At 36.0% G+C, this 26,546-nt stretch carries 26 protein-coding genes; 4 read left to right on the plus strand and 22 right to left on the minus strand.

The annotated features are described in order from the left end of the window. Positions 1 to 272: 272 nt before the first annotated feature. Complete coding sequence (locus RGT18_RS08005) at positions 273 to 1,136, minus strand: terminase TerL endonuclease subunit (RefSeq protein ID WP_245580920.1); 864 nt, start codon at positions 1,134 to 1,136, stop codon at positions 273 to 275. Here RGT18_RS08005 and RGT18_RS08010 point away from each other — a divergent pair. Together RGT18_RS08010 and RGT18_RS08015 are read left to right on the plus strand one after the other, a co-directional pair. Beyond that, a complete protein-coding gene (locus RGT18_RS08010) occupies positions 1,105 to 2,199 on the plus strand; it encodes an AAA family ATPase (protein ID WP_245580922.1) in 1,095 nt (364 codons plus the stop codon). The two genes, RGT18_RS08005 and RGT18_RS08010, sit on opposite strands and share 32 nt — an antisense overlap. A gap of 16 nt (positions 2,200 to 2,215) precedes the next feature. Further along, the gene (locus RGT18_RS08015) at positions 2,216 to 2,392 is read left to right on the plus strand and encodes a helix-turn-helix domain-containing protein (protein ID WP_211220296.1); all 177 of its coding nucleotides are present in this window, start codon (positions 2,216 to 2,218) and stop codon (positions 2,390 to 2,392) included. A gap of 176 nt (positions 2,393 to 2,568) precedes the next feature. On the opposite strand, the gene RGT18_RS08020 is transcribed toward RGT18_RS08015, so the two are convergent. From RGT18_RS08020 to RGT18_RS08055, 8 genes are all read right to left on the minus strand, one after another. After that, a complete protein-coding gene (locus RGT18_RS08020) occupies positions 2,569 to 2,904 on the minus strand; it encodes a DUF4143 domain-containing protein (protein WP_028078006.1) in 336 nt (111 codons plus the stop codon). Positions 2,905 to 3,226: 322 nt separating this feature from the next. Further along, on the minus strand, positions 3,227 to 4,906 hold the full coding sequence (locus RGT18_RS08025; RefSeq protein WP_028078007.1) for a sensor histidine kinase: 1,680 nt from the start codon (positions 4,904 to 4,906) through the stop codon (positions 3,227 to 3,229). Beyond that, entirely contained in the window at positions 4,896 to 5,576 is a 681-nt protein-coding gene (locus tag RGT18_RS08030) for a response regulator transcription factor (protein WP_028078008.1), read from the minus strand. Before RGT18_RS08030 ends, RGT18_RS08025 begins: the two co-directional genes overlap by 11 nt. Then, entirely contained in the window at positions 5,573 to 6,223 is a 651-nt protein-coding gene (phoU, locus tag RGT18_RS08035) for a phosphate signaling complex protein PhoU (RefSeq protein WP_028078009.1), read from the minus strand. The genes RGT18_RS08030 and phoU overlap by 4 nt, the downstream gene beginning before the upstream one ends. Beyond that, entirely contained in the window at positions 6,223 to 6,978 is a 756-nt protein-coding gene (pstB, locus tag RGT18_RS08040; RefSeq protein WP_028078010.1) for a phosphate ABC transporter ATP-binding protein PstB, read from the minus strand. The genes phoU and pstB overlap by 1 nt, the downstream gene beginning before the upstream one ends. 21 nt (positions 6,979 to 6,999) lie before the next feature. After that, positions 7,000 to 7,860, minus strand: coding sequence for a phosphate ABC transporter permease PstA (gene pstA, locus RGT18_RS08045; RefSeq protein ID WP_028078011.1), 861 nt, complete (start codon positions 7,858 to 7,860; stop codon positions 7,000 to 7,002). A gap of 3 nt (positions 7,861 to 7,863) precedes the next feature. Beyond that, entirely contained in the window at positions 7,864 to 8,730 is an 867-nt protein-coding gene (pstC, locus tag RGT18_RS08050) for a phosphate ABC transporter permease subunit PstC (protein WP_028078012.1), read from the minus strand. Positions 8,731 to 8,794: 64 nt separating this feature from the next. Then, the gene (locus tag RGT18_RS08055; protein ID WP_037403771.1) at positions 8,795 to 9,640 is read right to left on the minus strand and encodes a phosphate ABC transporter substrate-binding protein; all 846 of its coding nucleotides are present in this window, start codon (positions 9,638 to 9,640) and stop codon (positions 8,795 to 8,797) included. 342 nt (positions 9,641 to 9,982) lie between these two features. On the opposite strand from RGT18_RS08055, the gene RGT18_RS08060 reads away from it, so the two are divergent. Next, positions 9,983 to 11,677, plus strand: coding sequence for an IS1634 family transposase (locus RGT18_RS08060; protein WP_338175895.1), 1,695 nt, complete (start codon positions 9,983 to 9,985; stop codon positions 11,675 to 11,677). 520 nt (positions 11,678 to 12,197) lie between these two features. On the opposite strand, the gene RGT18_RS08065 is transcribed toward RGT18_RS08060, so the two are convergent. The 13 genes from RGT18_RS08065 to RGT18_RS08125 all read right to left on the minus strand — a co-directional run bounded on the left by RGT18_RS08065 (position 12,198) and on the right by RGT18_RS08125 (position 25,913). Continuing rightward, positions 12,198 to 12,785: a DUF6037 family protein gene (locus tag RGT18_RS08065; RefSeq protein ID WP_245580909.1), complete on the minus strand. Its 588-nt coding sequence runs from the start codon at positions 12,783 to 12,785 to the stop codon at positions 12,198 to 12,200. A 14-nt stretch (positions 12,786 to 12,799) separates the two neighbouring features. Further along, positions 12,800 to 13,177: a recombinase family protein gene (locus tag RGT18_RS08070; protein ID WP_028077765.1), complete on the minus strand. Its 378-nt coding sequence runs from the start codon at positions 13,175 to 13,177 to the stop codon at positions 12,800 to 12,802. 59 nt (positions 13,178 to 13,236) lie between these two features. Then, complete coding sequence (locus RGT18_RS08075) at positions 13,237 to 13,743, minus strand: recombinase family protein (protein WP_081659491.1); 507 nt, start codon at positions 13,741 to 13,743, stop codon at positions 13,237 to 13,239. A gap of 280 nt (positions 13,744 to 14,023) precedes the next feature. Next, positions 14,024 to 15,700: a recombinase family protein gene (locus RGT18_RS08080; protein WP_028077764.1), complete on the minus strand. Its 1,677-nt coding sequence runs from the start codon at positions 15,698 to 15,700 to the stop codon at positions 14,024 to 14,026. A gap of 86 nt (positions 15,701 to 15,786) precedes the next feature. Beyond that, a complete protein-coding gene (locus RGT18_RS08085) occupies positions 15,787 to 15,957 on the minus strand; it encodes a hypothetical protein (RefSeq protein WP_338176513.1) in 171 nt (56 codons plus the stop codon). A 474-nt stretch (positions 15,958 to 16,431) separates the two neighbouring features. After that, positions 16,432 to 16,842: a sigma-70 RNA polymerase sigma factor region 4 domain-containing protein gene (locus RGT18_RS08090; RefSeq protein WP_028077763.1), complete on the minus strand. Its 411-nt coding sequence runs from the start codon at positions 16,840 to 16,842 to the stop codon at positions 16,432 to 16,434. A 314-nt stretch (positions 16,843 to 17,156) separates the two neighbouring features. Next, positions 17,157 to 18,509, minus strand: a complete 1,353-nt coding sequence (locus RGT18_RS08095) for an MATE family efflux transporter (RefSeq protein WP_028077762.1) — start codon at positions 18,507 to 18,509, stop codon at positions 17,157 to 17,159. Between the two features lie 25 nt (positions 18,510 to 18,534). Then, the gene (locus RGT18_RS08100; RefSeq protein WP_028077761.1) at positions 18,535 to 20,280 is read right to left on the minus strand and encodes an ABC transporter ATP-binding protein; all 1,746 of its coding nucleotides are present in this window, start codon (positions 20,278 to 20,280) and stop codon (positions 18,535 to 18,537) included. After that, a complete protein-coding gene (locus RGT18_RS08105; protein WP_028077760.1) occupies positions 20,281 to 21,990 on the minus strand; it encodes an ABC transporter ATP-binding protein in 1,710 nt (569 codons plus the stop codon). Between the two features lie 15 nt (positions 21,991 to 22,005). Continuing rightward, positions 22,006 to 23,472: an ABC transporter ATP-binding protein gene (locus RGT18_RS08110; RefSeq protein ID WP_000388791.1), complete on the minus strand. Its 1,467-nt coding sequence runs from the start codon at positions 23,470 to 23,472 to the stop codon at positions 22,006 to 22,008. A 14-nt stretch (positions 23,473 to 23,486) separates the two neighbouring features. Then, on the minus strand, positions 23,487 to 24,173 hold the full coding sequence (locus RGT18_RS08115) for an energy-coupling factor transporter transmembrane component T family protein (protein ID WP_338175896.1): 687 nt from the start codon (positions 24,171 to 24,173) through the stop codon (positions 23,487 to 23,489). Between the two features lie 3 nt (positions 24,174 to 24,176). Beyond that, positions 24,177 to 24,779, minus strand: coding sequence for an MptD family putative ECF transporter S component (locus RGT18_RS08120; RefSeq protein ID WP_000975162.1), 603 nt, complete (start codon positions 24,777 to 24,779; stop codon positions 24,177 to 24,179). A gap of 162 nt (positions 24,780 to 24,941) precedes the next feature. After that, positions 24,942 to 25,913, minus strand: coding sequence for an AraC family transcriptional regulator (locus RGT18_RS08125; RefSeq protein ID WP_000803953.1), 972 nt, complete (start codon positions 25,911 to 25,913; stop codon positions 24,942 to 24,944). Positions 25,914 to 26,193: 280 nt separating this feature from the next. Between RGT18_RS08125 and RGT18_RS08130 the strand changes: the two genes are divergently transcribed. Continuing rightward, positions 26,194 to 26,544, plus strand: coding sequence for a plasmid mobilization protein (locus RGT18_RS08130; protein ID WP_028077758.1), 351 nt, complete (start codon positions 26,194 to 26,196; stop codon positions 26,542 to 26,544). Positions 26,545 to 26,546: the final 2 nt, after the last annotated feature.

Consider the following 26,546-nt stretch of genomic DNA (forward strand, 5'->3'; position numbering starts at 1 on the left):
TCCCTCCTTTTTGATTACATTATACCCTAAACTTTTATTTTTATCAAGTTTGAGGTATCAATTCCCTAAACTTAATCTTATTTCAGAAAATCAAGTTTTTCTGAAATAAGGATGACTCTTCCCTATCCATATTTCAAAAACAGATACCTACATAAATACACTCCCTATTTCTTTCGCCTAATTATAGTATATTTTTAGGCGATTATTTATACTTGGCACTTTCTTCTGTGCGTTATAAAAGAAAAAACAACGCACAAAAGCAAGTCTTATCTTTACAGAAATAAAATACCTCTACTATCATAAACACTTTCTGTATTTTGATTCCCACACCTAATTGCCCTATCAAGTGCCATGATGGTAGCAATCGCACCATCAATTTTTTCTGTAGACTTTTCCTTATCTGCTTTGATGTTTCCTGCAGGGTCTGTCCTAATAAATATATTATCCATATTCCATCTAAGAACAGGATGCCCACCATGAGCAATTTTTTGTTCTAGTGTTAATTTCATAAGTTCTTTCGTTGGTGGGGACATATCCTTAAACCCTTGTCCGAATGGAACAACAGTAAATCCCATATTTTCTAAGTTCTGCACCATCTGAACAGCACCCCATCTATCAAAGGCAACCTCTCTGATATTAAATCTTTCTCCAAGTTTTTCTATAAAGCTTTCTATATATCCATAGTGAACTACATTTCCTTCTGTTGTCTGAATGTACCCTTGCCTTTCCCATATATCATATGGAACATGGTCTCGCTTGACCCTTAAATCTAAGGTATCCTCTGGTAACCAAAAATATGGAAGTATCACAAATTTATCTTCTTCATCTGTCTGTGGAAAGACTAAAACAAAGGCTGTAATGTCTGTTGTAGAGGAAAGGTCTAAGCCTCCATAACATACTCTTCCTTCAAGTTCATCTTCATTAACTGCAAAGGAACACGAATCCCATTTTTCCATTGGCATCCACCTAATTGCTTGTTTTACCCACTGGTTAAGTCTTAACTGTCTAAAGGAATTCTCCTCACCAGGATTTTGCTTTGCTGATTCACAGGCAGCTTTTACCTTATCCATCACTCGTATATTTTCAGAATCTAAAGTTGGTGTAATATATGGCTCTGCAGGTGTAGGAAAATCCACACTAATAAATCATGTTTCCCACTATTTGAATGATGCAGCCAAATTATACCTAACCCAAACAAATCCCGCAAAAGAGAACTTGATGCGAAAGATTGATGCTGACAATACAACTTTTTCAACGATTGAAAGTTTTAAACGCCAAGGCTCTTTTACAGAATATAAATTATTGGTTATCGATGAATGTAGTACCGTTAGCAATAAGGATATGGTTGAGGTTCTGCAAAAGGCAAATTTTGAAATGCTCTTACTGGTTGGAGACACTTATCAGATTGATGCGATTCAATTCGGAAATTGGTTCTCGGTATTAAAATCATTTTTACCAGAAAGTGCCGTATTTGAACTTACCCAGCCTCATCGAACTAAGGATGAACGATTGCTTGAACTGTGGGACAAAGTTAGACAGATGGATGATACAGCTAAAGAAGTCATCGAAAGAGAAAGCTATTCCTTAAAAGTAGATGAAACCTTACTCTCTTCACTTGAACCTGGCGAGGCTATTCTCTGCCTAAATTATGATGGTTTGTATGGAATCAACAACATCAATAGATTCCTACAGGAAAGCAATCCTAGCCCTGCTGTTCAGTGGGATGTTCAGCAATATAAAGTTGGAGATCCGATTCTCTTCCTTGATTCGGATAGGTTCTTTCCTGTCATACACAACAATATGAAGGGAATTATCAAGAGAATAGAAATTCTAGACCCCGACACCCACGATGAACGCATTCAGTTTGATGTTGAGATACCTAAGGTAGTAGATGAAAGTGACCTTAGGCACATGAGTCTCCAACTACTTGAATGTTCGGAAACCGAAGAAAAATCACTAATCAGATTTTGTGTACACAAATTAAAGAGTGCTGATGAGGTGGAAGAATTAGTAACTCACAATATCTTCTACACTGCTATCACAAGAGCCAGAGAAAAATTAAAAATCTACTGGACTCCTGAAGTCGAGGAAAAGGTTATTAACCGAATCAGACCACGAGATATCAGTAAAGATGTCGAACTCTTGAAAAACTATCTCACAGAAAAACAGCAAGAAGAATCATTTGATTTTTGGTTGTAAAGCAAGGAGGTTGATTATGCGAATCAGTTACAACAAATTATGGAAGATGTTAATTGACAAAGAAATGAACAGGAATGATCTTAAGGAGGCTGCCGGAATCAGTGCAGCTTCCATTGCCAAATACTTCTATCTATCCAACTATAAAAATCAACCTCTTTGCAGCTATCAAAACGCAAAAAATCCGAGGACCTAGATTTATGTCCAAATCCTCGGAAAGGCCTTATATTTCGAGCATTTTCACACTATCAATTATGTGTTTTAGTCAACAGACATACGCTCTCAACATGTATTGAGTGGTCAGTATGGATAAAATTTCATATTTCTCAAAAGCCTCACATGTGGGAATATGTCCATAAATGCTAGAAACTTTTAAGGTCTTATGGCAGTAATAGGTATTACGTAAACACCATCATTTCTTTTATAAGCAAATGGTACTCTGGCGCACAGAACGGCCATAAATGATGGCTTGACCATGCTTTCAGTATCTATTTTAGATGCCATGTCTTTCAATGTTTCCGCACCTTGATCGATTAATTTATCTCCACCTAATTTGATTTCAATAAGGCCATATGCCCCATTTCTTAAGTGGATCACCGCATCATATTCCAAGCCATGCTTATCTCTGTAATGGTAGACTGTTCCATCTAAATAATCCGTATAGATTCTCAAATCACGAATGCACAGGTTCTCAAATAAAAAGCCCATGGTATTTTGAACTGCACCCCTGAATTTGGAGAAATAAAAAAAGAACCGATTCAGGAGGTGCAGTTCACAAAGACTGCCAATTCATCTTCCTCAATTGCGCTATCTAAATGGTAGTTTATTTGTAGTTTGAACAATAATGCAACCGTCTTGTCTTATCAAACTTGCTCGATAATCTTCGTGACTAACAAAAAAGGATGGAACACAACTGTATTTATAACAGTGATGTTCCATCTGAATGGTCATAATCACCGACGATCAATCGTTCTGTATTTCTATTTTTTATTGATGCCTTGTTAATAAAATATCTGAATAGATGTGTTAGTCATATTTTGCCGAAGCAGCTACGTGATTTTTTGGGAAACTCTACAGTAATCACAGTCCCTTGATTCGGTTCACTCTCTAACGCTATCTTTCCATGGTGATATGTCACAGCATGTTTTACGATACTAAGTCCGAGTCCGGTACCGCCGGACTGTTTGGAATGACTTTTGTCCATACGGTAAAATCGTTCAAAGACACGCTCTTGATATTCTTCTGGAATCCCAATACCCGTATCTGCCACCTCAAGTCTGACATACTTATCGTCCTCGGAAACAGCAATTTTCACGCTGCCACCACTCCTGTTATACTTAATTGCATTATCACAGAGATTATAGATAATTTCATAGAGAAGTCTTTGTACCCCGCACATATTTCCATCAGAACAGCTCCATGAAAGTGAAATATTTTTTGATTTTGCAGAGTCAAAGAGTATTTCACAGACTTCATCCGCCAGATTACCAAGCGAAACCTCGGAAATGGGCATATCTGTCCCTTCATCCAACTGCGATAACCGGATAATATCCTCAATGAGCGTCACCAGTCTGCTTGCTTCCTTTCTGATATGTCCCACAAACCGGGGAATATCTTCCGGTTTGGCAAGGCCACTTTCCATTAAGTCTGTATAGCCTATGATTCCCTGAAGTGGTGTCTTAAGTTCATGGGACACATTTGCTGTAAATTCCCGGCGCCTTCTCTCTGCCTCTGCCTGTTCCGTAATGTCAAACGCCAAAATAACCGTTCCAACCACCTCATCATCGGACAAGATCCTGCTCAGATCAAACTGATACTCACGCCCGTTTCGATGTTCTCTGAACTCTGCATGCCCATTTTCCATAGATTCTTGCATGAAATCACGAATATTTTGATGGCGGTCAACCTCAATAATGTTTCTTCCAATACAGGTATCAGTCACACGGAACAGTTTTTGTGCTGATAGATTGATAGTAATAATTGCCCCAGCATTATCCAGTAAAATCAAACTTTCACGCATATTGCTGGTGATTTGATGAAATTCATCCTGTTTCTGTTTCAAACAGGAAAGTGTTCGTTGTATCTCATTTTGCTGCCATTGAATGCGGCGTAATAGAGGAGATAGTTCTTCATAGGTATCATTTTCTAGGGGGTTATCTAAATTCAATCTGTTTAAAGGGTCAACAATGTGCTTTGCCATACGTTTTCCCAATACCGCTGACAGAAGAATAGCAAGAATACCAATGATAAGAATCGGTTGTATCACGCCAAGAAGAAGTACAACCACTGTGATGCGACTGACAGAAATTCGTAAAACTGTGCCATCTGTTAACCTTACTGCCTCGTACAATGTCTTTTCTGTCAGTGTTGTGGAATAGCGGGAACTGCTGCCCGTTCCATTTTTAAACGCTTCTTTGATTTCTTCTCTATAGGCATGATTTTCCATGTTAGCGGGACTAGTTTCGTTGTCAAACAACACTTTTCCCTTTTTGGAAACCCATGTGATGCGATAATTTTTTGAATCAAGTTGATTTAAAAAATCCTTTCCTGCAGCCTCCGTTCCTCGTGCGGCGATTGATAATTCATCTACCAACTGATTCTTTTGAACCGTTTCGAAATAGTCAAACATACAGGCAGTAATAATCAGAAGCGTGCCTAATAATGTACTGAAAGCAACCAAAAGAATGGATTTAAAAATTTTACTGCTCATATCTCGCCTTCCATCGATAACCGATATGACGAACCGTTTCAATGCATTTTCCATACCGATCTAATTTTTTTCTCAGGGTTTTAATGTGCATATCCAGTGTTCGACTGTCTCCCATGTAATCGGTATTCCAAACCAAATTGTAAAGCTGTTCTCTCGTAAAAGCGGTTCCCGAATGGGATAAAAATAAATATAGAAGTTCAAATTCCTTAAAGGTAAGCATAACACGCTCTCCTTCTATTGTAAGCGTTCGCTCGTCTAAATTCAGAATTAAACTGTCCAGTTGCAAAAGTTCGGAAATCCGTCCTTTCTGACATCTGCGTAAGACTGCTTTTACACGTGACACCAATTCCATCACACCAAATGGTTTCACAATATAGTCATCGGCGCCTAAATCCAGTGCCTGAATTTTTTCATATTCAGCACCTCTCGCCGTTGCCATAATGACCGGAATATTTTCCAGTTCCAGCGAATGCTTCATCTTACCCAAAAGTTCTACGCCATCCATTCCCGGAAGCATCACATCCAGTATCACCAATTCTGGTTTTTCTTTTTGAATGGCATTCCAAAACTGCAATCCATCGGAAAATCCTATTGCCTCAAACCCAGTGGAATTTAACGTGTATATCTCTATTTCTCGAATGTTTTCATCGTCTTCTACACACCATATCATTTTTTCCCCTCCTTATGCTTTCCTGTCATTGCATAAATGATCCATTCGGCAATATTGACTGCATGATCTCCGATACGCTCCAGATACTTGGCAATCATCAAAAAATCAAGTGCCGATTCGGCATCCGCATATTGTTTTATAATCAATTCTACAACTGTATTTTTCATACGGTCAAAAAAATCATCTACAATATCATCTTCCAAAATCACATTTTCTGCAAGTGCTATATCCTTCCGAACGAATGCATCCACACTGTCTGTTACCATTTTTACAGCTGCTAGAGCCATATCATCGATAAGTTCTGCCCCTTTTATCTGACTGCCATTCAATAAAATGACAAGTTCTGCAATGTCCTCCGCTTGATCCCCGATTCGTTCCATATCGGTAATCATTCTAAGTGCAGCAGAAATTTGACGCAAATCACCTGCTACCGGCTGCTGATGCAAGAGTAATTTCATACAGAGCTGTTCAATGTCTCTTTCCAATTGATCAATTTCTCTGGCATACTCTTTCTTCTCTCTTGCTAAAACTACATTTCCTTCAAACAAGGATTTCGTTACCCCTGCGATTATTTCTTCACACATAGCTCCCATTCGGATCAGCTGGGTGTTAAGTTCATCCATTTGCTTGTCAAATTGATTCCTCATTATCCAAACCTCCCCGTAATATAATCTTCAGTTCTTTTATCCTGTGGCTGGTCAAAGATATTGTCCGTTGCCCCAAATTCCACCAGTTCACCAAGCAGGAAAAATGCTGTATAATCCGAGACCCTAACTGCCTGCTGCATATTATGCGTTACCATGACGATAGTATAATCTTTTTTCAGTTCCATAACCAATTTCTCAATCTTAGAGGTTGAAATCGGGTCCAAGGCACTTGTTGGCTCATCCATCAAAAGGACATCCGGATCTACTGCCAAAGCTCTTGCAATGCAAAGCCTTTGTTGCTGACCACCGGACAACCACAATGCATTTTTCTTCAGATGATCTTTAACTTCATCCCAAATTGCAGCACCTCGAAGTGCCTTTTCAACAATCTCATCCAAAAGTGCTCGATTTGTTGTTCCATGAGTTCGCGGACCGTAGGCGACATTATCATAAATACTCATCGGAAACGGATTCGGTTTTTGAAATACCATTCCTATTTGTCCACGCAATTCATTGACATCAACATGATGTGCAAAAATATCCTCTTCCCTATAATAAATCTCTCCGCTAATTTTTACGGACGGAATCAGATCATTCATGCGATTCAATGTCTTTAAAAAAGTAGACTTTCCACACCCTGACGGCCCAATCAATGCAGTAATACTCTTTTCCGGAATTTCAATATTGATCTTTTTCAAAGCCTGATGTTCGCCATACCAGAGACACAAATCTTTGGCAGTAATGATTGAATCCATATGTTTCTTTCCTTTCTTCATTTATCGCTCATTTCTCTTCTTGGTATAATATTTCTGTGTCATTTCAGCCGCAAGATTTATCATCAATGCTAATAGCATAAGTATTGCGGCAATTGCAAAAGCAATGCCAAATTCTCCATTCTCCTTTGCATAAACATATAAACTGACGGTAAGCGTTGCTCCGGGAGAGATAAGGCTGTCTACAAATCCATGCAGCGTATGGGCAAATCCTGCGGTGAAAAGAAGTGCAGCGGATTCTCCTAATATTCTTCCTACGGATAAAATACAGCCGGTAATGACACCATCCACACAGCCGGTAATGACTACTGTGCGTACCACACGCCATTTTCCAGCACCAAGTCCGAACGCTCCTTCCCGATAGGACATTGGAACACTTTTTAAACTCTCCTGTGTATTTCGCATAATAATCGGCAAATTCATGACTGCAAGTGTCAACGATCCTGCCAAAAGGTTGGTTCCTATATGATTTGCAAATATCAGCATACCCACCAACCCATAAATGATCGATGGAATACCCGACAGTGTTTCTGCCGTGTATTCAATGGCAGAAACTATCTTTTGATTTGTCGCATATTCTGTCAAATAGATTGCTGTCCCAACGCCGAGTGGTAGCACAATCAGTAAGGTCGCAATCATAATGTACAAGGTATTCAGAATGTCCGGTAAAATGCCAATACGGTCACTGATATAACTGGGTGCTGTAGATAAAAAAGTCCAGTTGATACCTGGCAATCCTTTTACCAAAACATAAACCAGCAAAAATAACGAAATGGCTGCTGTCAAACCGGTGCAAATATACATCAGTCCTTTCATGAACACTTCATATTGCTTTCGTCTTAGTTTGTGATATTCTGTATTCATTTCCTATTTGACACCCCTTTTCAAAAAGAAATTTAATGTAGCATTCAAAAGCATGATGAACAGGAACAAAACCAAGGCGACAGAAAACAGAGCTTCTCTCTGCAATCCGCCGGCATATGACATTTCGCTGGCAACTGCACTGGTCAGAAAACGCACGCTTTGAAACAGGGAATCCGGCATATTGGCAACATTGCCTGCCACCATCATTACTGCCATCGCCTCTCCGATTGCCCGACCGATACCAAGTACGATTGCAGCGGCTATTCCACTTTTCGCTGCTGGAACAGACACTCGGAAGTAGGTTTCTATCTGTGTCGCTCCCAAAGCAAGAGAAGCGTCTTCATATTCCTTTGGTACTGCATCCAGTGCAGTAACGGACATCTTAATTACCGAAGGCAGGATCATAATGGCAAGCACAAGTATTGCCGCCAATAAACTTGCTCCGTTCGGAACATGAAAAAACCTTTGAATTCCCGGTACTAAAATTAACATGCCAACAAGACCATAGACAACAGATGGAATTCCTGCAAGCAGACTTACGAAGGACTGCATAAGTTCTTTGATTTTCGAATTTGCTACTTTTGACAGATATACAGCCGTAAAAAATCCAACCGGGACCCCAAGTAGAACCGCACCTGCCGTGCCATAAATACTTGTAAGGATAAACGGCAGAATCCCATATTGAGGATTCGTCTTAGTAGGTGCCCATTCTGTTCCGAAAAGGAATTTTATAAGACCGATCTTATGAATAGCTGGAATTCCCGATATGACTAAATAAACAGTAATCAGAAGCACACAGCCAACTGTCATTAAGCCCAGCAGAAGGAACAGTCCATGGACAATATTTTCAATCCTTTGTTTTTTCTTCATAAACTTTTACCTCGACAAGTGGAGATACTACATCCTGTACTATCTCCACTCTGCTCTCCTATTCTTAATTTGCAGGGACGACACCTGCTTTAGAAATCAGATCATTAGATGTCTTGGATGTTGCATAGTCAAAGAATTTCTTTGCTGCATCCGAAAGTTTCCTATCTTTTTTTGTTACTAGTACAAAGGAACGTTGTACGGTATAACTTCCATTTTTTATATTTTCCTCGTTAACTGCTACCTTATCAACCGTCAGAGCTTTGACAGAATTCTTAACAGATGCAGCAGATGCATAACCTATAGCATTCGGATTCTGCGCAACAGTAGTAATGACATCGCCTGTTGAAGTAAGTTCCTGTCGATACTTGCAGGCACCTTTAGTCTCTGTAATAGATTCAAATCCATCACGGGTACCGGAACTGGCTTCACGACCAATCACAACAATCTCTCCATCCTTACCTCCCACCTGAGACCAATTGGTAATTTTTCCTGTATAAATTCCTGCAATATCTGTGAGGCTTAAATCCTGTATTGGATTATCGGGATTTACAATGATTGCGATACCGTCATAGGCGAGTACCGTTTCTGTAAGACCAGATGCCTTCTCTTCGTCCTTTAAATTTCGAGAAGACAATCCTATATCACATCGTCCCTCTGAAACTGCTTTTATACCTGAACCGGATCCGGTAGGATTATATGTAAATGTAATCCCCGTATCATTTTGAAATGATTCTCCCAAAATGCCGATGACTTTTTCCATGGATGTAGAACCATCCGTGGAAACAGAAGCCGAACCGGTCTTCTCATCGCGAACTGTATTTTTCTGACTTGTCTTTCCTCCGCATGCTGTTAAAACACCCAGGCAAAGCACACCTACTGCAACAATCGACAACATTTTTTTGATTTTCATAGTCAACACCTCATCATTTCTTATTTTGTGATTTTTTCCTTTCATAATGGTAAGTTTACATACTGCTTGTAAAGTTCAAAAGACAAGGTTTGTAAAGTTGTTGTAAAATATATAATGAACTGCATCAAAATCTACATAATCATTTTAGAACCTCCGTTTGGCTATGAATATTGTCACTCCCGTGTTTAGAAGTTAGCACCATTAATCTTTAGGAGCACATTTTTAATAAAGTAATTCAAGTCCAGTATTGATGGGCTTTTCTTATTGTTCAAAAACTTGACAAATTCATTTTTATCTATTCCTTTTAATGGTGTAATGGTGTATTATATAGGAGGGTGTTTTATGGCTTATTTCCTTAAGGTTGCTAAACAACAAAACAATACGTATCTCGCTGTTTATGAATCTTTTTATTCTCCTGCTACCAAAGGTACCAAACATCGTTGTATCAGGTCTCTTGGTTCTGTTTCTAAACTGAAAGCTGCCGGTATTGATGATCCTGTTGCTTTCTACAAAGATGAAGTAGAAAAAATGAATCTGGATAACAAGCAAGATAAGATCAAGAAAATTACTTCCGTTTCTCCAAGAAGATATCTTGGCTATTTCCCTTTGAAATCCATTCTTGAAGATCTTGATATCAAGAAGTTTATTGATCTGTATAAATTCACTACCGATTTTGAATTTGAACTTTATGAAGTTCTTTCTCTTCTTGTATATGCTCGTTGTGTTTCTCCCTGCAGTAAATACAAAACATATTATGAAATCCTTCCTCAGCTTCATATTCCTTATGCATTCAACTACGATCAACTATTGAGTGCCCTGGCATTTTATGGAAATGACTATGAGAAAATTGTTGAACTGTTCACTTCGAGAGTCCAAGACAAATATTCCATAGATACTGCTATCACCTATTTTGACTGTACAAACTTCTATTTTGAAATTGACAGAGAAGATGACTTCAGAAGAAAGGGTCCAAGCAAAGAAAACAGGAAAGCTCCTGTCATTGGGCTGGGCTTACTGCTGGATGCGAATCAAATTCCTGTTGGTATGAAGCTGTATCCTGGAAATGAATCAGAAAAGCCTGTATTGAAAGATGTACTGAAAGACTTGAAGGAAAGACATGAAGTACACGGAAAAACGATACGGGTAGCTGACAAGGGACTGAACTGTTCAGAGAATATACTTTCAGCTTTGGCAAACGGCGATGGATATCTCTTTTCCAAATCAGTCAAGCAGCTGCCTGAAACAGAAAAGGTATGGGTTCTACTACCTAATGACTACAAAGCAATCAAGGACAGAAATGGCAAGATCATTTATTACTGTAAAGAATGTATCGATGAATTTCCATACACATATACAGATGAAAGCGGAAAAAAGAAAAAAGTAAACATCAAAGAAAAAAGAGTCGTCACATACAATCCGACACTGGCAAGAAAACACAAATATGAAATAAACAAGCTTGTAGAAAAAGCCAAAGGTCTGTCCGTATCACTTGTAAAGAAAAATGAATATGGGGAAAGCGCAAAATATGTCACTTTCAGATCTACTTCAAACGGAGAAGAAGCAGAAGATAAAGTAAAGGCCATCATCAATCAGGAAACGATAGATAATGACTTGAAACTGGCCGGTTACAATATGCTTGTCACATCTGAAACAAAGGTGGATGCCAGACAGATATATGAAACATACCACAACCTGTGGAGGATAGAAGAATCATTCAGAATCATGAAATCAGACCTAGATGCAAGACCTGTTTATTTACAGCTTGAGAATACGATCAAGGGACATTTCTTAATATGTTATCTTACTGTACTGCTGCAGAGAATATTTCAATTTAAAGTCTTGGAAAACAAATATTCCTCTTCAGAGCTGAATGAATTCTACAAAGCATTCCAGTTCGTTGAAGGAGAAGACAGTTATACAAACATATCCATAGGAACCAACTTCATTACCGAATTATCAGACATGACAGGATTACCTTTAGACAATTATTTTTTATCTCCAACAAAACTAAAAAAGGTGTTGAACTATAGATTCTAATCTGTAGTTTTACACCATTTTTTAATGTTTAACTCTAAAGTCAGGTTACATACTGCTTGTAAAGTTCAAAAGACAAGGTTTGTAAAGTTGTTGTAAAATACATAATGAACTGCATCAAAATCTACATAATCATTTTAGAACCTCCGTTTGGCTATGAATATTGTCACTAATATCGTTAAAAGATAAGCCCTCCTAGAATTCAAATCTTTATTATCCATTTCCAATCACAAAAATAAAGGCTTTCCAACAGCCAATCGTACTCATTAACGATAGCCCTCTGAAAAGCCTTTTATTTACTACATATTTTTTTTACTTGTTAGGCTGTAACTTTTGACATCAAGACTACGCACTCGACATGAGATTGTTAGGCTAATTTCGGAAATTGGTCAATAAACTTAATTTTCCTCACGTAATCAGGGTCCTTATGCTTTGTTTAATCTTATTTTTTTAACCTTAATTAGGCTATTTTTTAAAATTACAGCCCTATAGTAATTTTTCTCCTAATGATTTGAAAAGTTTTTTAGAATAGTTGCATCATCATTTTCTTTTGTTGAGTCTGCTGAATAGCAAAACTGATGCTACAGTCGTCTTTGTAATATTTGAATAAGTTCTTTCTGAGCAGTTTTGTTTTATCGGCATTAAACTCGCTTCTATTTTTTCCCTCAGGGTTTCTTTTGACACCAGTGCAATAAATTTTGTTTGGATCTTCCGAATCGCTTTTGTTTAGCGAACGAACCATCGCTTGTTTTTCTAGATTCGAAGGTTGGAGTTTAATCTCAGTAGGAATACATCCACCTAGTCTTTCTGTAAATTGTTGAAGTATATTGCCTAAATTATTAGCATATTCAATACCAAAGTATTCTCTTAATGTCTTTGCATCGATAATTAACTTTCTGGAATTAGCTCCCATAATCAAAGAGTCATCTAGATTCGCTTCTTTCATAAACTCTAATTTCACTAAAGCATATCGGTCTATTCTTTTTTCTCCACCAACAAATCTTTTTACCAAGACAATATAGTTAATACTTTTATATCGAAACGTGAAGGTACAAATTGTCCACCCTTTATTCTCCATATCTTCTTTTAATAGTTTTAAGTTTCCAAGCATACTTCTATCTCCCTTTACCAACGCTTCTTCGAGCTATATTTCTTACTCTTTCTGTATAGTTTTCCATCTTCTCCATGTTCCATATTACTGCGAGCTGCCATCTCTATCTCAACTGCTTCAAACGTTTCTTTAGAAATAATGCCTGCATGATGATCTGTATTCAAACCGCATTTACTGACAATTCCCGGAACAGCAATCGCTACATCACCTGTATATTTACGCCTAGTCAAAGTGCTCTCAACAGCCCGTTTACTCCAGATGTCTTTCCCCTTGGGAGACTTAACACCTCTACTTTTTAGCCTTTTAATAATACCGCCGATACTTAATCCTTTTAAATACCAGTCAAAGATATCTCTTACCACTTGTGCTTTAGCTTCATCAATAATCAGCATCCATGCTTATCTTTCTTATAACCATAACAAACTCTGTTATAAAGACCCGACGTGCCATCTTATGCTCTACGCCTTAATACCCAAACAATATTCTCGCTACGCCAATCATTCTCTGCTTGACTACAAGCCTGAACCACACTAATTAAAAGCTCATTATCAACCGTTTCTGTATCAATCTTATCGGTTTCAAAGATAATTTTTGTTCCACACGATCGAATCTTTCTAATAGCTTCTAAGCCTTCTTTCGTGTCACGACCAAAACGGCTCACACTTTTAGTAAGAATAATATCAATGCTACCTTTCTCACACTCATCAATCATTCGGTTAAATTCAGATCTTGTTGAACCAACCTTAGCGGAAGCAACATCTAGGAAAATATCAGCAACAAACCAAGTCATGTGAGCTGCAGCAAGGCGAGTAAGACCAGACACCTGAACAGCAAGACTATCCAGCTGCTCTTTACGATTTGTGCTCACGCGAGCATAAATGCCCACCGCATAATCCTTAATTACACGCTGAGGGTGGATGACTATCACATCTTTATTTAGCTCATCTATCTTATCCATAGCCATCCCTCTTATTTTTAGATTAACGAAACTTAGATTTCCTCTCCATGATAATTAGCCTAAACCTTATTTTCCCACTTCACCAGTTGGGTGCAAAGTGAGTGCACCTTTTAACGTTAACATCCTGTGCACTAGGCCCTAGAGCGTCGACATGTTTCCTTATACAGCCAAAACACACTCAAAAACCGCGAAAGCCCAGCTTAAAGCCGCTTCGCATTAAACCTTTTAACGATAGCCCTCGCTAAGCCTTACTACACAAAGGCAAATTTGCACCCGGCTATTAAGCCCTTGACATCAATACAACACTCTCAACTTGCTCATCATTGTCCAAACTTATATTTAGATCCTCATCAATGATAGGTAGCTTAAAAGTAATGGATTTTAGCCATTGTCCATTTGGCTGCTTCTCTTCATAAATTTGAATTTCTGAAATGAGTGCTTCTATTAACTGCCTTCGCTCTACATCATTCATGACTTTATAGAGCTTATCAAAATAGATCAGAACCTTATATATGTTATCTCCTGTAAGTTTTTCAGCTTCAATAGTTTGTTTCTTTGCTTTTGCATCAATTAACAATGATTCTAATTCTTCAATTTTATCGTACATACGATAAAGTCTATCATCTAAATCCTGTTTTCTTCGTTTGTAGTGCTTATCTTCAACATCTAAATTATCTATTTCCTCAATGAGCTTAAATTTTGTGGAATGACTTTTCCTTAGCTCTTTTTGATAATTATCTATCTCATTTTCAATCGCTGATGTATCAACTTTCATGTTAATTTTATCCTGCATCATAGATGCAAATTTAGGATTGCTAACTAACTTAATTATTACCTCAGCAACAGCATCATCTAACAATTCTTCTCTAATTTGCTTACTGAAAGTACACTTATAACCTCTTATCATCTGCCTATGTTTACAACCATAATAATAAAAATCTTTATACTTTGTGCCATCTTTCTTTTTCTTGATACACTTGTTTCCAAACATTCCCACTCCGCATATCGGGCATTTTACAATTCCAGAAAGCAAGTGTGTGCGTGTATCTTTTCCTTTATTCACATGCTCATATTTCTTTGCTTGAGATTTTAGCTTAACCTGAGCAGCTTGCCAAACTTCATCGGAAACTATAGCTTCATGTATCCCTTCAGATATTAGATACTCATCTTGTTCAACCTGCTTATATTCATTTCTTGTACCATGAACTTTTTCTAAAGTTCTTCTTCCAAATGCTATTTTTCCATTATATACAGGATTCTTTAATATCTTTCTTATAAGACCTGCGTCAAACAATGGATTTTTCCCATTTTGCCTTGGTATTTTCCTTATACCATGATTTTCTAAATATTTTGAAATACCATTAGCTCCAATACTTGTATTTACATACTGATCAAAAATAGTTCTTATTGCAATTGCTTCTTCTTCATTTATTAACAACTTTCCATCAATCAGTTGATAACCATATGGAGCAAATCCACCGTTCCATTTACCCTCTCTTGCCTTTTGAATACGACCTTCCATTGTTTGGACACGAATATTTTCTCTTTCTATTTCAGCCACTGCTGATAAAACAGAAATCATCAATTTACCCGCATCTTTAGATGAATCAATTCCATCTTCAACACAAATAAGATTTACTCCAAAATCTTGCATTATTTGCAAAGTCGAAAGTACATCAGCAGCATTTCTTGCAAATCTCGATAATTTAAATACAAGAACGAAAGACACTCCATCCTTTCCGGATTTTATATCTTCCATCATACGAGTAAACTGAATTCTGCCTTCTATAGATTTTCCAGACTTACCTGCATCTTCGTATTCACCAACAATCTCATAATCATTATAGAGAGCAAAAGCCTTCATTCTTGATTTTTGTGCCTCTAAAGAATAACCGTCTATCTGTATTGATGTAGATACTCTTGTATAGAGGTATACTTTTATTTTTTCTTTTGACATAGCATTAACCTCAATATCCTTTTCTATATCTTTATATTTTTACCAATTGTGGTTTGGACTTATATATCAAGTATATTATAGCACTTTTATTGCTTTTTCTCAATCTGTGTTTTTGCTATGTCAAATTTATTTTTATCTTCTATATTTTTTACTGGAGTTGGATTTGGAAGATTATCTAAATCTAAAACTCCAGCGTACTTTGTAATCAGATTCGCAATTAAATCAGCCAATCCATTCCAGTCATTATCCACTAACACACCTCCTCCGCTTTAAATTTTCCTTAATTAACTATTATTTATCTTACTAAGTTTTATGACATTGGTAGGTGCTTGGCAGCAACATAGGAATCTCACCTCCGCCTCTTATTAAGACGAGCCGGCTTAAACTATTGAAGTATCATTATCACTACTTGTATCACCGAACAGATTGCCACCTCTGTTTTTTATGTATTCTTATTTATCGCTCGCTTTCTTATATCCTTGGCTAACCAGTATTCATAAAACCGAAAACTTTCAGCAGAAAGGTCATGGCGTAAGTCATAATCCTCCACAAGTAGATAAAGTCCTACCTTGGTCTATTCAGTTGTCAAAGATCAATATTTGAAAGGGATTGTTTTCTTTACATTTTCCTATTTGCCATAAGCAGGCTATCTCTTATTCAAGAAAGTAAAGGAGGTCAAACTCCCCTTCACTTTACATAAGGAAAATTTGACCCCTTTGGTTACCGAACTTCTAAAGTTCTTCGATGAATTTTTTCAGCTTTTCAAGAATTTTGTTTCTTCTTTTGATTAAAGCCGGATGTGTAATACTTTTGAGCTTTGCCACTGAGCGAACCGTTTCATCATTGAAATACAAGCGTTCAATAATATCTCTTTCTTCTGCATTGAGCCTTGATATAGCATTTCTGACTGTTTCAATCATCATCTGTGTTTCAACAATCTTTTCTACATCAACACTTTCATCAACAATATTATCTACAAAATGTCCGTCATGATCCAATGATGAAAAAAAGAGCAAGTGGTTTTTCCTGTCCACCTGCTCTAAATACTTCTCGTGTTCTCTTTCTCGCCAGTAGACTTTATATATCTGCTCGCTGACTTTGACCTTTTGCCCATTGACATAAAGGTAATATTCTTTTGGCATACATGTTTCCTCCATTCTTTTTTTGTCTGCTTGTTTTCAGGCAAAAAAAGGAGGACTCCTGCACCTTGGCATAAGAAGTCCTCTAAAACGAAAGAAACTTGTTCTTCCTTTAATTATATTTAATTGTTTAGACAAGCATATGGAAAGATAAATAGCTATAAAGCTTATAGGAAAAAGGACTATTCTTATTGTGGTTTATTCTTTCAAATAAATATATAGACTTTTCCATTTCTATCCCTCCATTTTATAGCTAACTATTTCCCATAAATTAAATCCTTCTAATGTTTCAAATTCTAAACACCTAATAAGAAGTTTTATGCTTGAACTTTTTCTTTCCCCATTTTATTCAGTTCCCCAATCATCATGAAAATGCCAACAACAATCATAATGAAATCTACAAGTGGCTGTGTGAACCAAACAGCTTTTATTCTAAAGGCCATTGGTAAAAGAATCATTGCAGGAACAAATAAGAATAACTGTCTAAGCATAACAATAATTCCTGCTTTCTTTCCGTTTCCGATTGATTGGAAGAAAGTAACAGTCATAACCATTACTCCATACAAGATAAAGACGGAATAGAACAATCTAAAATTTCCAACCCCATGTGCAATGATGTTTGCTTCTACACCAAATAGCGAAAGTATCTGACTTGATAGCAGTAGAGATGGAATCCAAAAGATTCCTGCAAGAACCAAACCGCCGATAGAAAAGACCTTCATAGCTTCTCTTACTCTGTCATATTGCTTTGCTCCGAAGTTCGTTCCAATAACAGGCTGTAAGCCTTGACTCATTCCCCAAAGAGGAATAAATGAAAAGGCATATACACGAAGTGATGCCGCCATCAAAATTCCATTGGTATCTCCGCCATACTTAAATGCCATTTTATAAAGCATAGTTTGTTGTATCATAAATAAAAGCTGCATCATCATAGCTGATGATCCTACCCCAAACATTTCTTTTTTTATTTCCGGATCAGACTTTATCTTATGGATTTTAACAACTTTACTCTTTTTCAAGAAATAATGTAGTGTTGCCACTGCCTGAACAAATTGTGCTGTGATGGTTGCAAGGGCAGCACCTTCAATCGCATATTCACCCATAACAGTCATTAAGATAGGGTCAAGAATAATGTTCAGTAATGCCCCAAGTCCCATAATCGTCATAGCTTTTTTCATCAGTCCTTCTCCACGCATAACCATGTTTGCGGACTGTGTGAAGTTTACAAATAGAGAGCCTATAAAAATCACTCTAAGGTATCTAATACCATAGGCTTTGATTTCACCCGTTGCACCGACCATATCTAAAAAATGCGGAGCAAGAAGTATTCCTCCAACCGTAATAATTACAGAGAAGAAAATCACCCAATAGATTAGGTTACCCATAATTTTATCTACAGTTTTTTGATCTCCTTTTCCTATCGCTCTGGAGAGAACGGATGCCGAACCAACGCCAAGAAGCGTAGATACACCGCTATTAAAGAATGTAAGCGGCATTGCAACGCCGCAAGCAGTCATTGCTGTTTGTCCTATAATTTTCCCTGCAAATATACCATCCATTAACGGATATAGACCGATTACTATCATTCCGATAACTGCCGGAATAGATAACTGAAAGAGTAAATCTATCGGTCTTTTGGTTAGTAATTGTTCTTTCATATCTTGTTTCATACTAAAACTCCTTTCTAAAAATTTACTATTCTATTATCCATCCGATTGCTTTTTTCCTTTGGGAAATAAATTGTTTGTAAATATCAGATTTTTCGAGTAGCTCCGCATGGGTTCCAATATTTTCTATCTTACCCTTATCCATCACAAGAATTTGATCAGCCCCTTGAATTGTCTCAAGTTTATGCGCAATGACAAGAACTGTCTTTCCCTGCAATAGATTTCTTAATGCGGACATAAGCTGTTCCTCATTTTCAGGATCAACACTTGAAGTTGCTTCATCAAGAATAACGATTCGGCTCGGTTTCAACATTGCTCTGGCAATAGAAATTCTCTGTCTTTCGCCTCCTGATAAATTAGAACCACCTTCTTGTAAAACAGTTTCATAGCCTTCAGGTAGATTCATAATAAAATCATGGCATTGTGCCTGTTTTGCAACTTCTATCACTTCCTCATCGCTTGCATCTGGATTTCCAAACTTTATATTGTTTTTTACGGTATCATCAAAAAGGTACACATCTTGAAAAACAAAAGTGAAATCAGAAAGAAGACTATCATATTGAAAATCTTTTACATTATTTTCATCAATTAAAATTTCTCCGCTATTCACATCCCAAAATCTTGCAATTAAATTACAAAGTGTTGTTTTTCCGCTGCCTGACCCACCTACAATAGCTGTAGTCTTTCCTTCAGGAATAAAAACATTGATATTTTCAAACAAAGGCTTTTCATCATACGAAAAATGTACATTGTTTAGACAAATTTCTGCTTTTCCTATTTCCGTTATAGTCCCTTCTGAAATTGTTGGAAGTTCACGAAGTTTTGCTATTTCATCTAAATTTTGAACTGCCACACCTCTTATATTTTGCATACTTCCTGCCATTTCAAAACCGGCAAATACAATAAAGCTTGATACAATTAACATAACTGCTTTGTATGGTGTAATGTCTCCAGAACAAAATCGTACAACAGCTGATAAAATAATTGCACAAACACCCAATTTAAAAATAGATAGAAAAATCAGAACAGCAGGTGCAACAGTTTTCTCGACATTGATAAATCCCTTTCGATTTTCAAGAATACTGTTATCTAATTCAGCTATCATTTCTTTCCCTTTTCCAAAGGATTTTATAACACTAATACCTTTAACATATTCCAAAGTAGTTGCATTTAAGTTGATTTTTAACACTTGTAATTTCTTGGTTAGTTCATCTGCTTTCTTTTGGAACAAGGCATTAGTCAGCATTCCTAATAACAAGGTTACTAATATAATTAACCCTGTAACAAAATCAAAAGGAAGCATAAAAAGTGCCATTATTGTCGTTTGGATAACTCCCACAAAAAGTGTTTCTATTATATTTACTCCTACCGTTTCAAGCTCACCGATTATTGTCGTTAATCCTCCGGAAATAGTTCCAAGACGATTACTGTTAAAGTAACCCATATTAACTCGTTTTAATTGATCTCCGATATATAATCTGTTCTCTGCTCCCATATTATAAGTAGCAATGTACTTGTTACGGTCTGCCAAATAACTGCACAATACTTTCCCTACAACGCTTAGCAATGCTACCCCAAAGACAATATATACATCTTGTATAACAACAGCTCTATGCTCAAAAATGTTTTGAAATACTCTAAGCAATAAAAGCATAATCGCTCCAAGTGCAACACCTTCAAAAATACTTTTAAGAACTTCAAATAATAACATTCTGCTGATTTTAGAGGATTCTTTTCCTGCAATCATATACAATTTCTTAATTAGCTCTTTCATTTATATCACCTCCGCTTTTTGATATGCACTAATGTGGGATTTCCACATTTTTGCGTAGGTTTCACTTTTATCAAGAAGTTCTGTATGACTACCTTGAGCTTCTATTTCTCCGTTTTTTAGTACAATAATTTTATTGGCATGAACAATTGTAGAAAGTCTATGAGCAATCATAATCACCGTTTTATTTTGGACCAATGCATCTATAGATTTCTGAATTTCCGCTTCATTGTCCGGATCAGAATAAGCAGTGGCTTCATCCAAAACAACAATAGGGCTGTCTTTTAATAATGCTCTTGCAATTGTAATCCTTTGTCTTTCTCCACCAGAAAGATTATTTCCAGCTTCACCGATGATTGTGTTATATCCATTTGGCAAACTCATAATAAAATCATGGCAACTTGCTTTCTTGCATGCCTCTTTAATTTCTTCTATACTTGCATTCGGTTTCGCTAATTTCATATTCTCTAAAATGCTTTTTCTGAAAAGATAATTTTCCTGTGAAACATAAGTAACAAGATCCATATTTCGTTCAAGTGAAAGGTCTCTCACATTCACATTCCCTATGCGAATTTCTCCACCATCAACATTCCAGTATCCTGCAATCAATTTTGCAATGGTAGATTTTCCACCTCCTGAATACCCAACAATCGCTGTAAGTTGATTTTCTTCTGCACTAAAAGATAAATTATTAAAAACTTTTTTTTCATTGTTATAGCCGAAGTTTACATTTTTAAAATCTATACTATAAGAGGATATTTGTTGATTACTGTCTCCTCTTTCAAGTTCTGGCAAATTCATTACCGCTTTTATTTCATCAATTACAACTCTTACATTTGCCATAGTGTCCATATGGCTCATCGCCTTAATTAAAGGCTTATAAGTAGCATATGATAAAAGTACGCACATGATTAAAATCCCAACAGATATGCTTCCCTTTAAATATAAGAATAACGAAACTGGCAAAACAAATAATAAAGTAGAAGGAAGAATTTCCATTGCAGCTGTCATATAGAAACAAACACTTAAATACCAATTTAGCATACTGTCTCTATTCTTATTAACAGCGTCTACAAATTTCCCATAAGAAGAAGCTGATTTATTAAAAGCCTTTATAACCTGAATTCCTCTTATATATTCAACAGCTGTGGTGTTCATGTTTTTAGCAGCTTGTTGGTAGTTACGAGATTTTTCTTCGTATCCACCCATCATTAAAAAAGAAAACAATGCGCCAAGAGGAAGCGTTATAAGATTTGCAAGACCTATTCTCCAATCAAGTACAAATACTGTTATAACTAATACAATTGGAATAATAACATTGGCAACAACTTCTGGAATCACATGTGCAATAGGTTGTTCCATTTTATCAAGAGTTTCAACCATAAATTGTGTCCATTCTCCACTACTCTTTTTTTCAACTTCTCCCATAGATAATCTGCTTATCTTTCTCGTAAGTTTCTTTCTTTCATCTTCGATAATACGGAAGGCAAGATTATGAGAAGTCAGTGTTGAAATCTCATGAAAAATAACACTTCCTAAAAGTCCGCTTAAAATTATAAGCATTGGTGCTTTATAAACCAAAAAATTTGTATTCCCCATTGCTATGTGTTCAACAATTTTTGCCATTGCAAAATAGGGTAAAACGCCACAAAGCACCCCTAATACTGCGACAAAAACTGCTAAAAAAATTTGTCCAAAATGTTTCTTTAACATACCTGTTTTCGCCTCCTAAACATTCATTGACTTCAATAAATCTTCTATGTTTTTCAAATAATAATCTTCTGTAATTTCTCCTCTATCAAGTTTTAAGATTCTATTGCAAGTTCTTGCAACAAATTCAATATCATGTGAGATAATGAAAAATTTCGTCCCATTTTTTTGTTGTTCCTTAATTAAAGTTCTAACCTTCTCCATACTATTAAAATCTAAGCCGGATGTTGGTTCATCTAAAATAATCATTGGAACATTTCTCATCATAGCTACACCTAAAACAAGCCTTTGCTTTTGTCCGCCAGATAGAGTTGCGGGATGTTTCCTTTTTAAGTCAATCAATCCTAATTTTCTTAATATATCCTCTGCTTTATCTATATTCTTATCAGAATGTTTTAATCCCGTTGTTAGTTCATCTATTAAATCCTCTCCAAAAAGCTGAGAATCTAAATCCTGAGGAATATACCAAATTTCTCCAATACGTTGTTTATGCTGCCTCAATCTACCATCTACTAAAATTTTTCCGGAATTTTCTTTTATTAAGCCCGCAATGATCTTTCCCAATGTACTTTTGCCTACACCATTTGCCCCAACTAAAGCAATAATTTCATTGTTATCATATTGAAAGGTTATATTTCTTAATAAATGATTATTCTTGAAACTTTTGCTTAAATTCACCACTCTTATTGAATGCAATGATTTGCAATTGCTTGAATCCTTTTCCGGAATAGAAATGTCATCAAAACGCAAAGAACGAAGCCCTTTTTTGTTAAGAGCTTCAGATTTCTGTTCCTGTATTTCATTTGCTGTGTAATCCTTAACGACTTTTCCTTTTTCCATAAAAACATATCTATCTGCAATGCCACTTAAATAAAAAAGTCGATGTTCTGCAAGTATAATGGTTTTTCCATCATTTTTTAATTTTCTTATTAAGTCCGCAAGAAGATATGTCGCTCTTAAATCAAGGTTTGCTGATGGCTCATCAAAAACATATATATCTGGGTTCATTGCTTTTGCTGAACATATTGCCACTTTTTGCCTCATTCCATATGACAAGGCGTAGATACTTGTATCTAATAAATTTTCAATCTCCATTTCTTTTACAGTTCGACCTACTTGCTCTATTATCTCACTATGCGTAAGTCCCATATTTTCACAGCCAAAAGCGATTTCTCCCGCAACCTCATTAGAAAAAAATTGACTTCTTGGATCCTGAAAAACATTCCCTACCATTTTCCCTATTTCCCAAGAGGACAATTTACATAAATCCTTTTGTTTTATTAAAGTTTGACCACTCAGTTCGCCTTTAAAAAATGATGGAATGAGTCCATTTATTACTCTTGTTAATGTTGATTTTCCACAACCTGAAGCACCTATAATTGCAACACATTCGCCTTGTGAAATATTTAGATTGATATCATTGAGTTGCAGTTCATTTTTATAGTACGAATAGTTCACATGACGAATCTGTACTTCGCATTCCATTATTTTCACCTCCTTTAAATGACACAGACAAAGAGTAACAATGAACTTATTGTTAAAATCACAATATCTGTTTTGCTCATTTTCGTTTCATAATAACTTTGTTTTTTGCCAGGATTTTCGATTCCTCTGACAATCGCTGCTGCCGCAAGTTCATCTCCCACTTTGATGGAACGAAAAATTAGAGGCACTATAATATACTCCATAGTTTTTAACGGATGTAAAGCAACGTGTATTTTACTTCCCATAAAACCACGAACTCTCATTGCTTCTTTTATAGTTTTTATTTCTCCTGATATAGTAGGAATAAATCTAATAATTACTACTATGAGCAGGAGAATATTTTGCGACATTAAGCTTTTTTGAAATACTGCAATCAATTTCCCTGATGGTATTTTAAAAGTTAAATATGCTGCCATAATGGGAACAATAAATTTATATATCATACCTAAAAGCATAGGTGATATTACATAAATCCCTTTAGGAAACATTATTATCAGCCAAAATGTTGTAAACGCATAAAGCAATACATATTGCACGCTTTGTCTTAGAAAGCCAAAGTACGCAAGAAGCAAAGCTAACCAAAGAACAAACAAAGCGTGCATATAATAACTTTTCGTAAAAATAGATACCATACAGGCGAGAAATGTTAATAATAGCGAACCTATACCGCTTAATTTGTTTAATCTTTTCTCGCTACTCATCATTTAACTCAAGATACCTGCTTTCTCAAAATGCTTTTTAAGAATTTTTTGAGAAAGTAGTATACCAAGGGCAGATAATATTACTGTAACAATTACACCAACAAGCATCAATTTAGGAGAAGAAACCATATCATATTGAAGCTTCATTGTAGTATTTGTAAATCCGCTTGCAATTGCCTGTTTTTGATAGCTTTCCCAAGCAATCCAACAAGGAACACCTATTCCTAACATCATACCAATCCCGTAGGTACTCCAACCAATCATATTTCTAATCGGATTTCTATATGTGTTTTTCCCAATCATGACAAGTTCAGAAATTACCGCAACTGCTATAAAATATGGAACCATAAACATATAACCCATTGCTGCGGTGATAAGTGCATATATCATTACCCATACAAACAACAGACCATGTTTATTTACTCTATTGGCAGCCACCAAGTAAAAAATTGATCCTAAAAACATTTCAATGCCGGCTGTTCCATAAAGGTAAAGAATAGGAACAGCTACCGTACCCATCCCAATCACAAATGCTATTGCATAAAATAATGCCATCATAACGGCTACAGTTACTATATCCTTTACCGTCATCTTTTCTTTCATCATAAAAACGCCTCCTTTTTTAATTAGACAGAGCTAACATCTGTTTAAAAAAAATAGGAAAGCCTGATGGCTTCCCTAAAACAAATGTCCATCTTTCATAAATATTTTACAATAAGATAGACATTTTCTTTATAACCTATAAGACCTTCTTTTGCTCCAAAAAGGTCAAATAGATTTGTTCCTATATTGTTGTGGCGTTTCTCCAAAATGTTTCTTAAACGCCGAAGAAAATTTACCTTGATTTAAGTATCCTGCTAAATCTGCTATTTCTCCAATAGGCATACTTTGTTTATGAGCCAGCAAATCCGCCGCTGCTTCAAGACATGTACTTTTAATAAAACTACCTATTGAATTTCCAGTAATATACGCAAAACATCTCTTAAGGCTTGATTCAGAAATTGCATATTTTTTTGCTAACTCGGAAATAGAATACCTATCGAAAGGATTATCCATAATAGCTTTGTAACATTCCTGAGTTGCTTCATACACCGGTTCAGAAAAAGATGGGAGCTTGTGAGTATCTTTACTTTCAATCAAACTCAAAAACAGCAATAATTCCATTGTCTTAATTATTGAATATGGAAATCGTATCCTATCATCAACCTTATATAATTCGCTAATAATATGGTTTATTTCATGACGAGAACGAACAATTAACGCCGCTCCATTTTTACACAACTTATCACGCATTTCACTTAGATTTATATTTCCGTATGGGAAAAATTTAGAAATAGATTTTTGTGCTACTTCCATATCAATAAAGAGCGATAACCCCACATATTTTTTCATAGGAATACAGGAGTTTTCAAACGGTACTTTACCAAGTTCAAGAACACTTAGATCACCTTTTCCAATAAATGCACGCTCATTGTTTTCAAGTTTAAATTCATAGCACCCTTCAAGACAATGATCAATCTGTAAAATTCCTTGTTTGGGTGATATTTTTTGGTGAGATGTTTCCATATTTAAGTTGTTATAGGATAACTGCATCCCTTCAAGCAAATCATAACAACGCATTTCTCCTGTGCCTGTTTCATTGCTAAAACGATAAACTTTAACATTATCAATACTTTTCTTTTCAGAAAAAACATAACCCTCATAGGCTGTTTCTATAATATCATTTTCGTTAGGTTTCAAATTTCTTTCATCCCCTCTTAATTTTACATCATATTATTATACCATATTTTAATGTTGTCTATTCCTTTATTAACGAAAATTTGATATAATAAATAAAATACTTAATATGCTTAACGCTTGCTACCCTAATCATTCTTTTGTAGCAAGCACAGTAAGTGTACGGACACTTACGAAAAAATTGATGAAGCAGCCCTCTGGGATCTGCTTCTTTTTTTATCAATTTTTAACTTGTTAGGGTGTACCCTAAGACCCCGAAATACATTCAAAGGAGGATTTACCTATGGCAAATAGAATACGAAATGAAAGACTTGAAATTAAATTAACCGAAGAAGAAAAGGATCTTTTTGAAGAGAAAAGAAAACTTGCTAAGTGTAGAAATATGAGCCATTTCATTCGCAAATGCGTTTTAGAAAAGGAAATATATCAAGTGGATTTAGAACCCTTTAGAGATTTACAGGGCTTGCTTTCCAACGCTACAAACAACATAAATCAGATTGCAAAGCGTGTAAATTCTACCGGCATAATTTACAAAGATGATATAAACGATATGAAAAAGCAGATTGAATATTTCTCAAAAGAGTTGTGGCAAATACATTCTCTGCTTCTTAACAGAACTTCCGGAGGTGATTAAAT

The sequence above is a fragment of the Solobacterium moorei genome, from assembly GCF_036323475.1.
Classification (GTDB): domain Bacteria; phylum Bacillota_I; class Bacilli_A; order Erysipelotrichales; family Erysipelotrichaceae; genus Bulleidia; species Bulleidia moorei.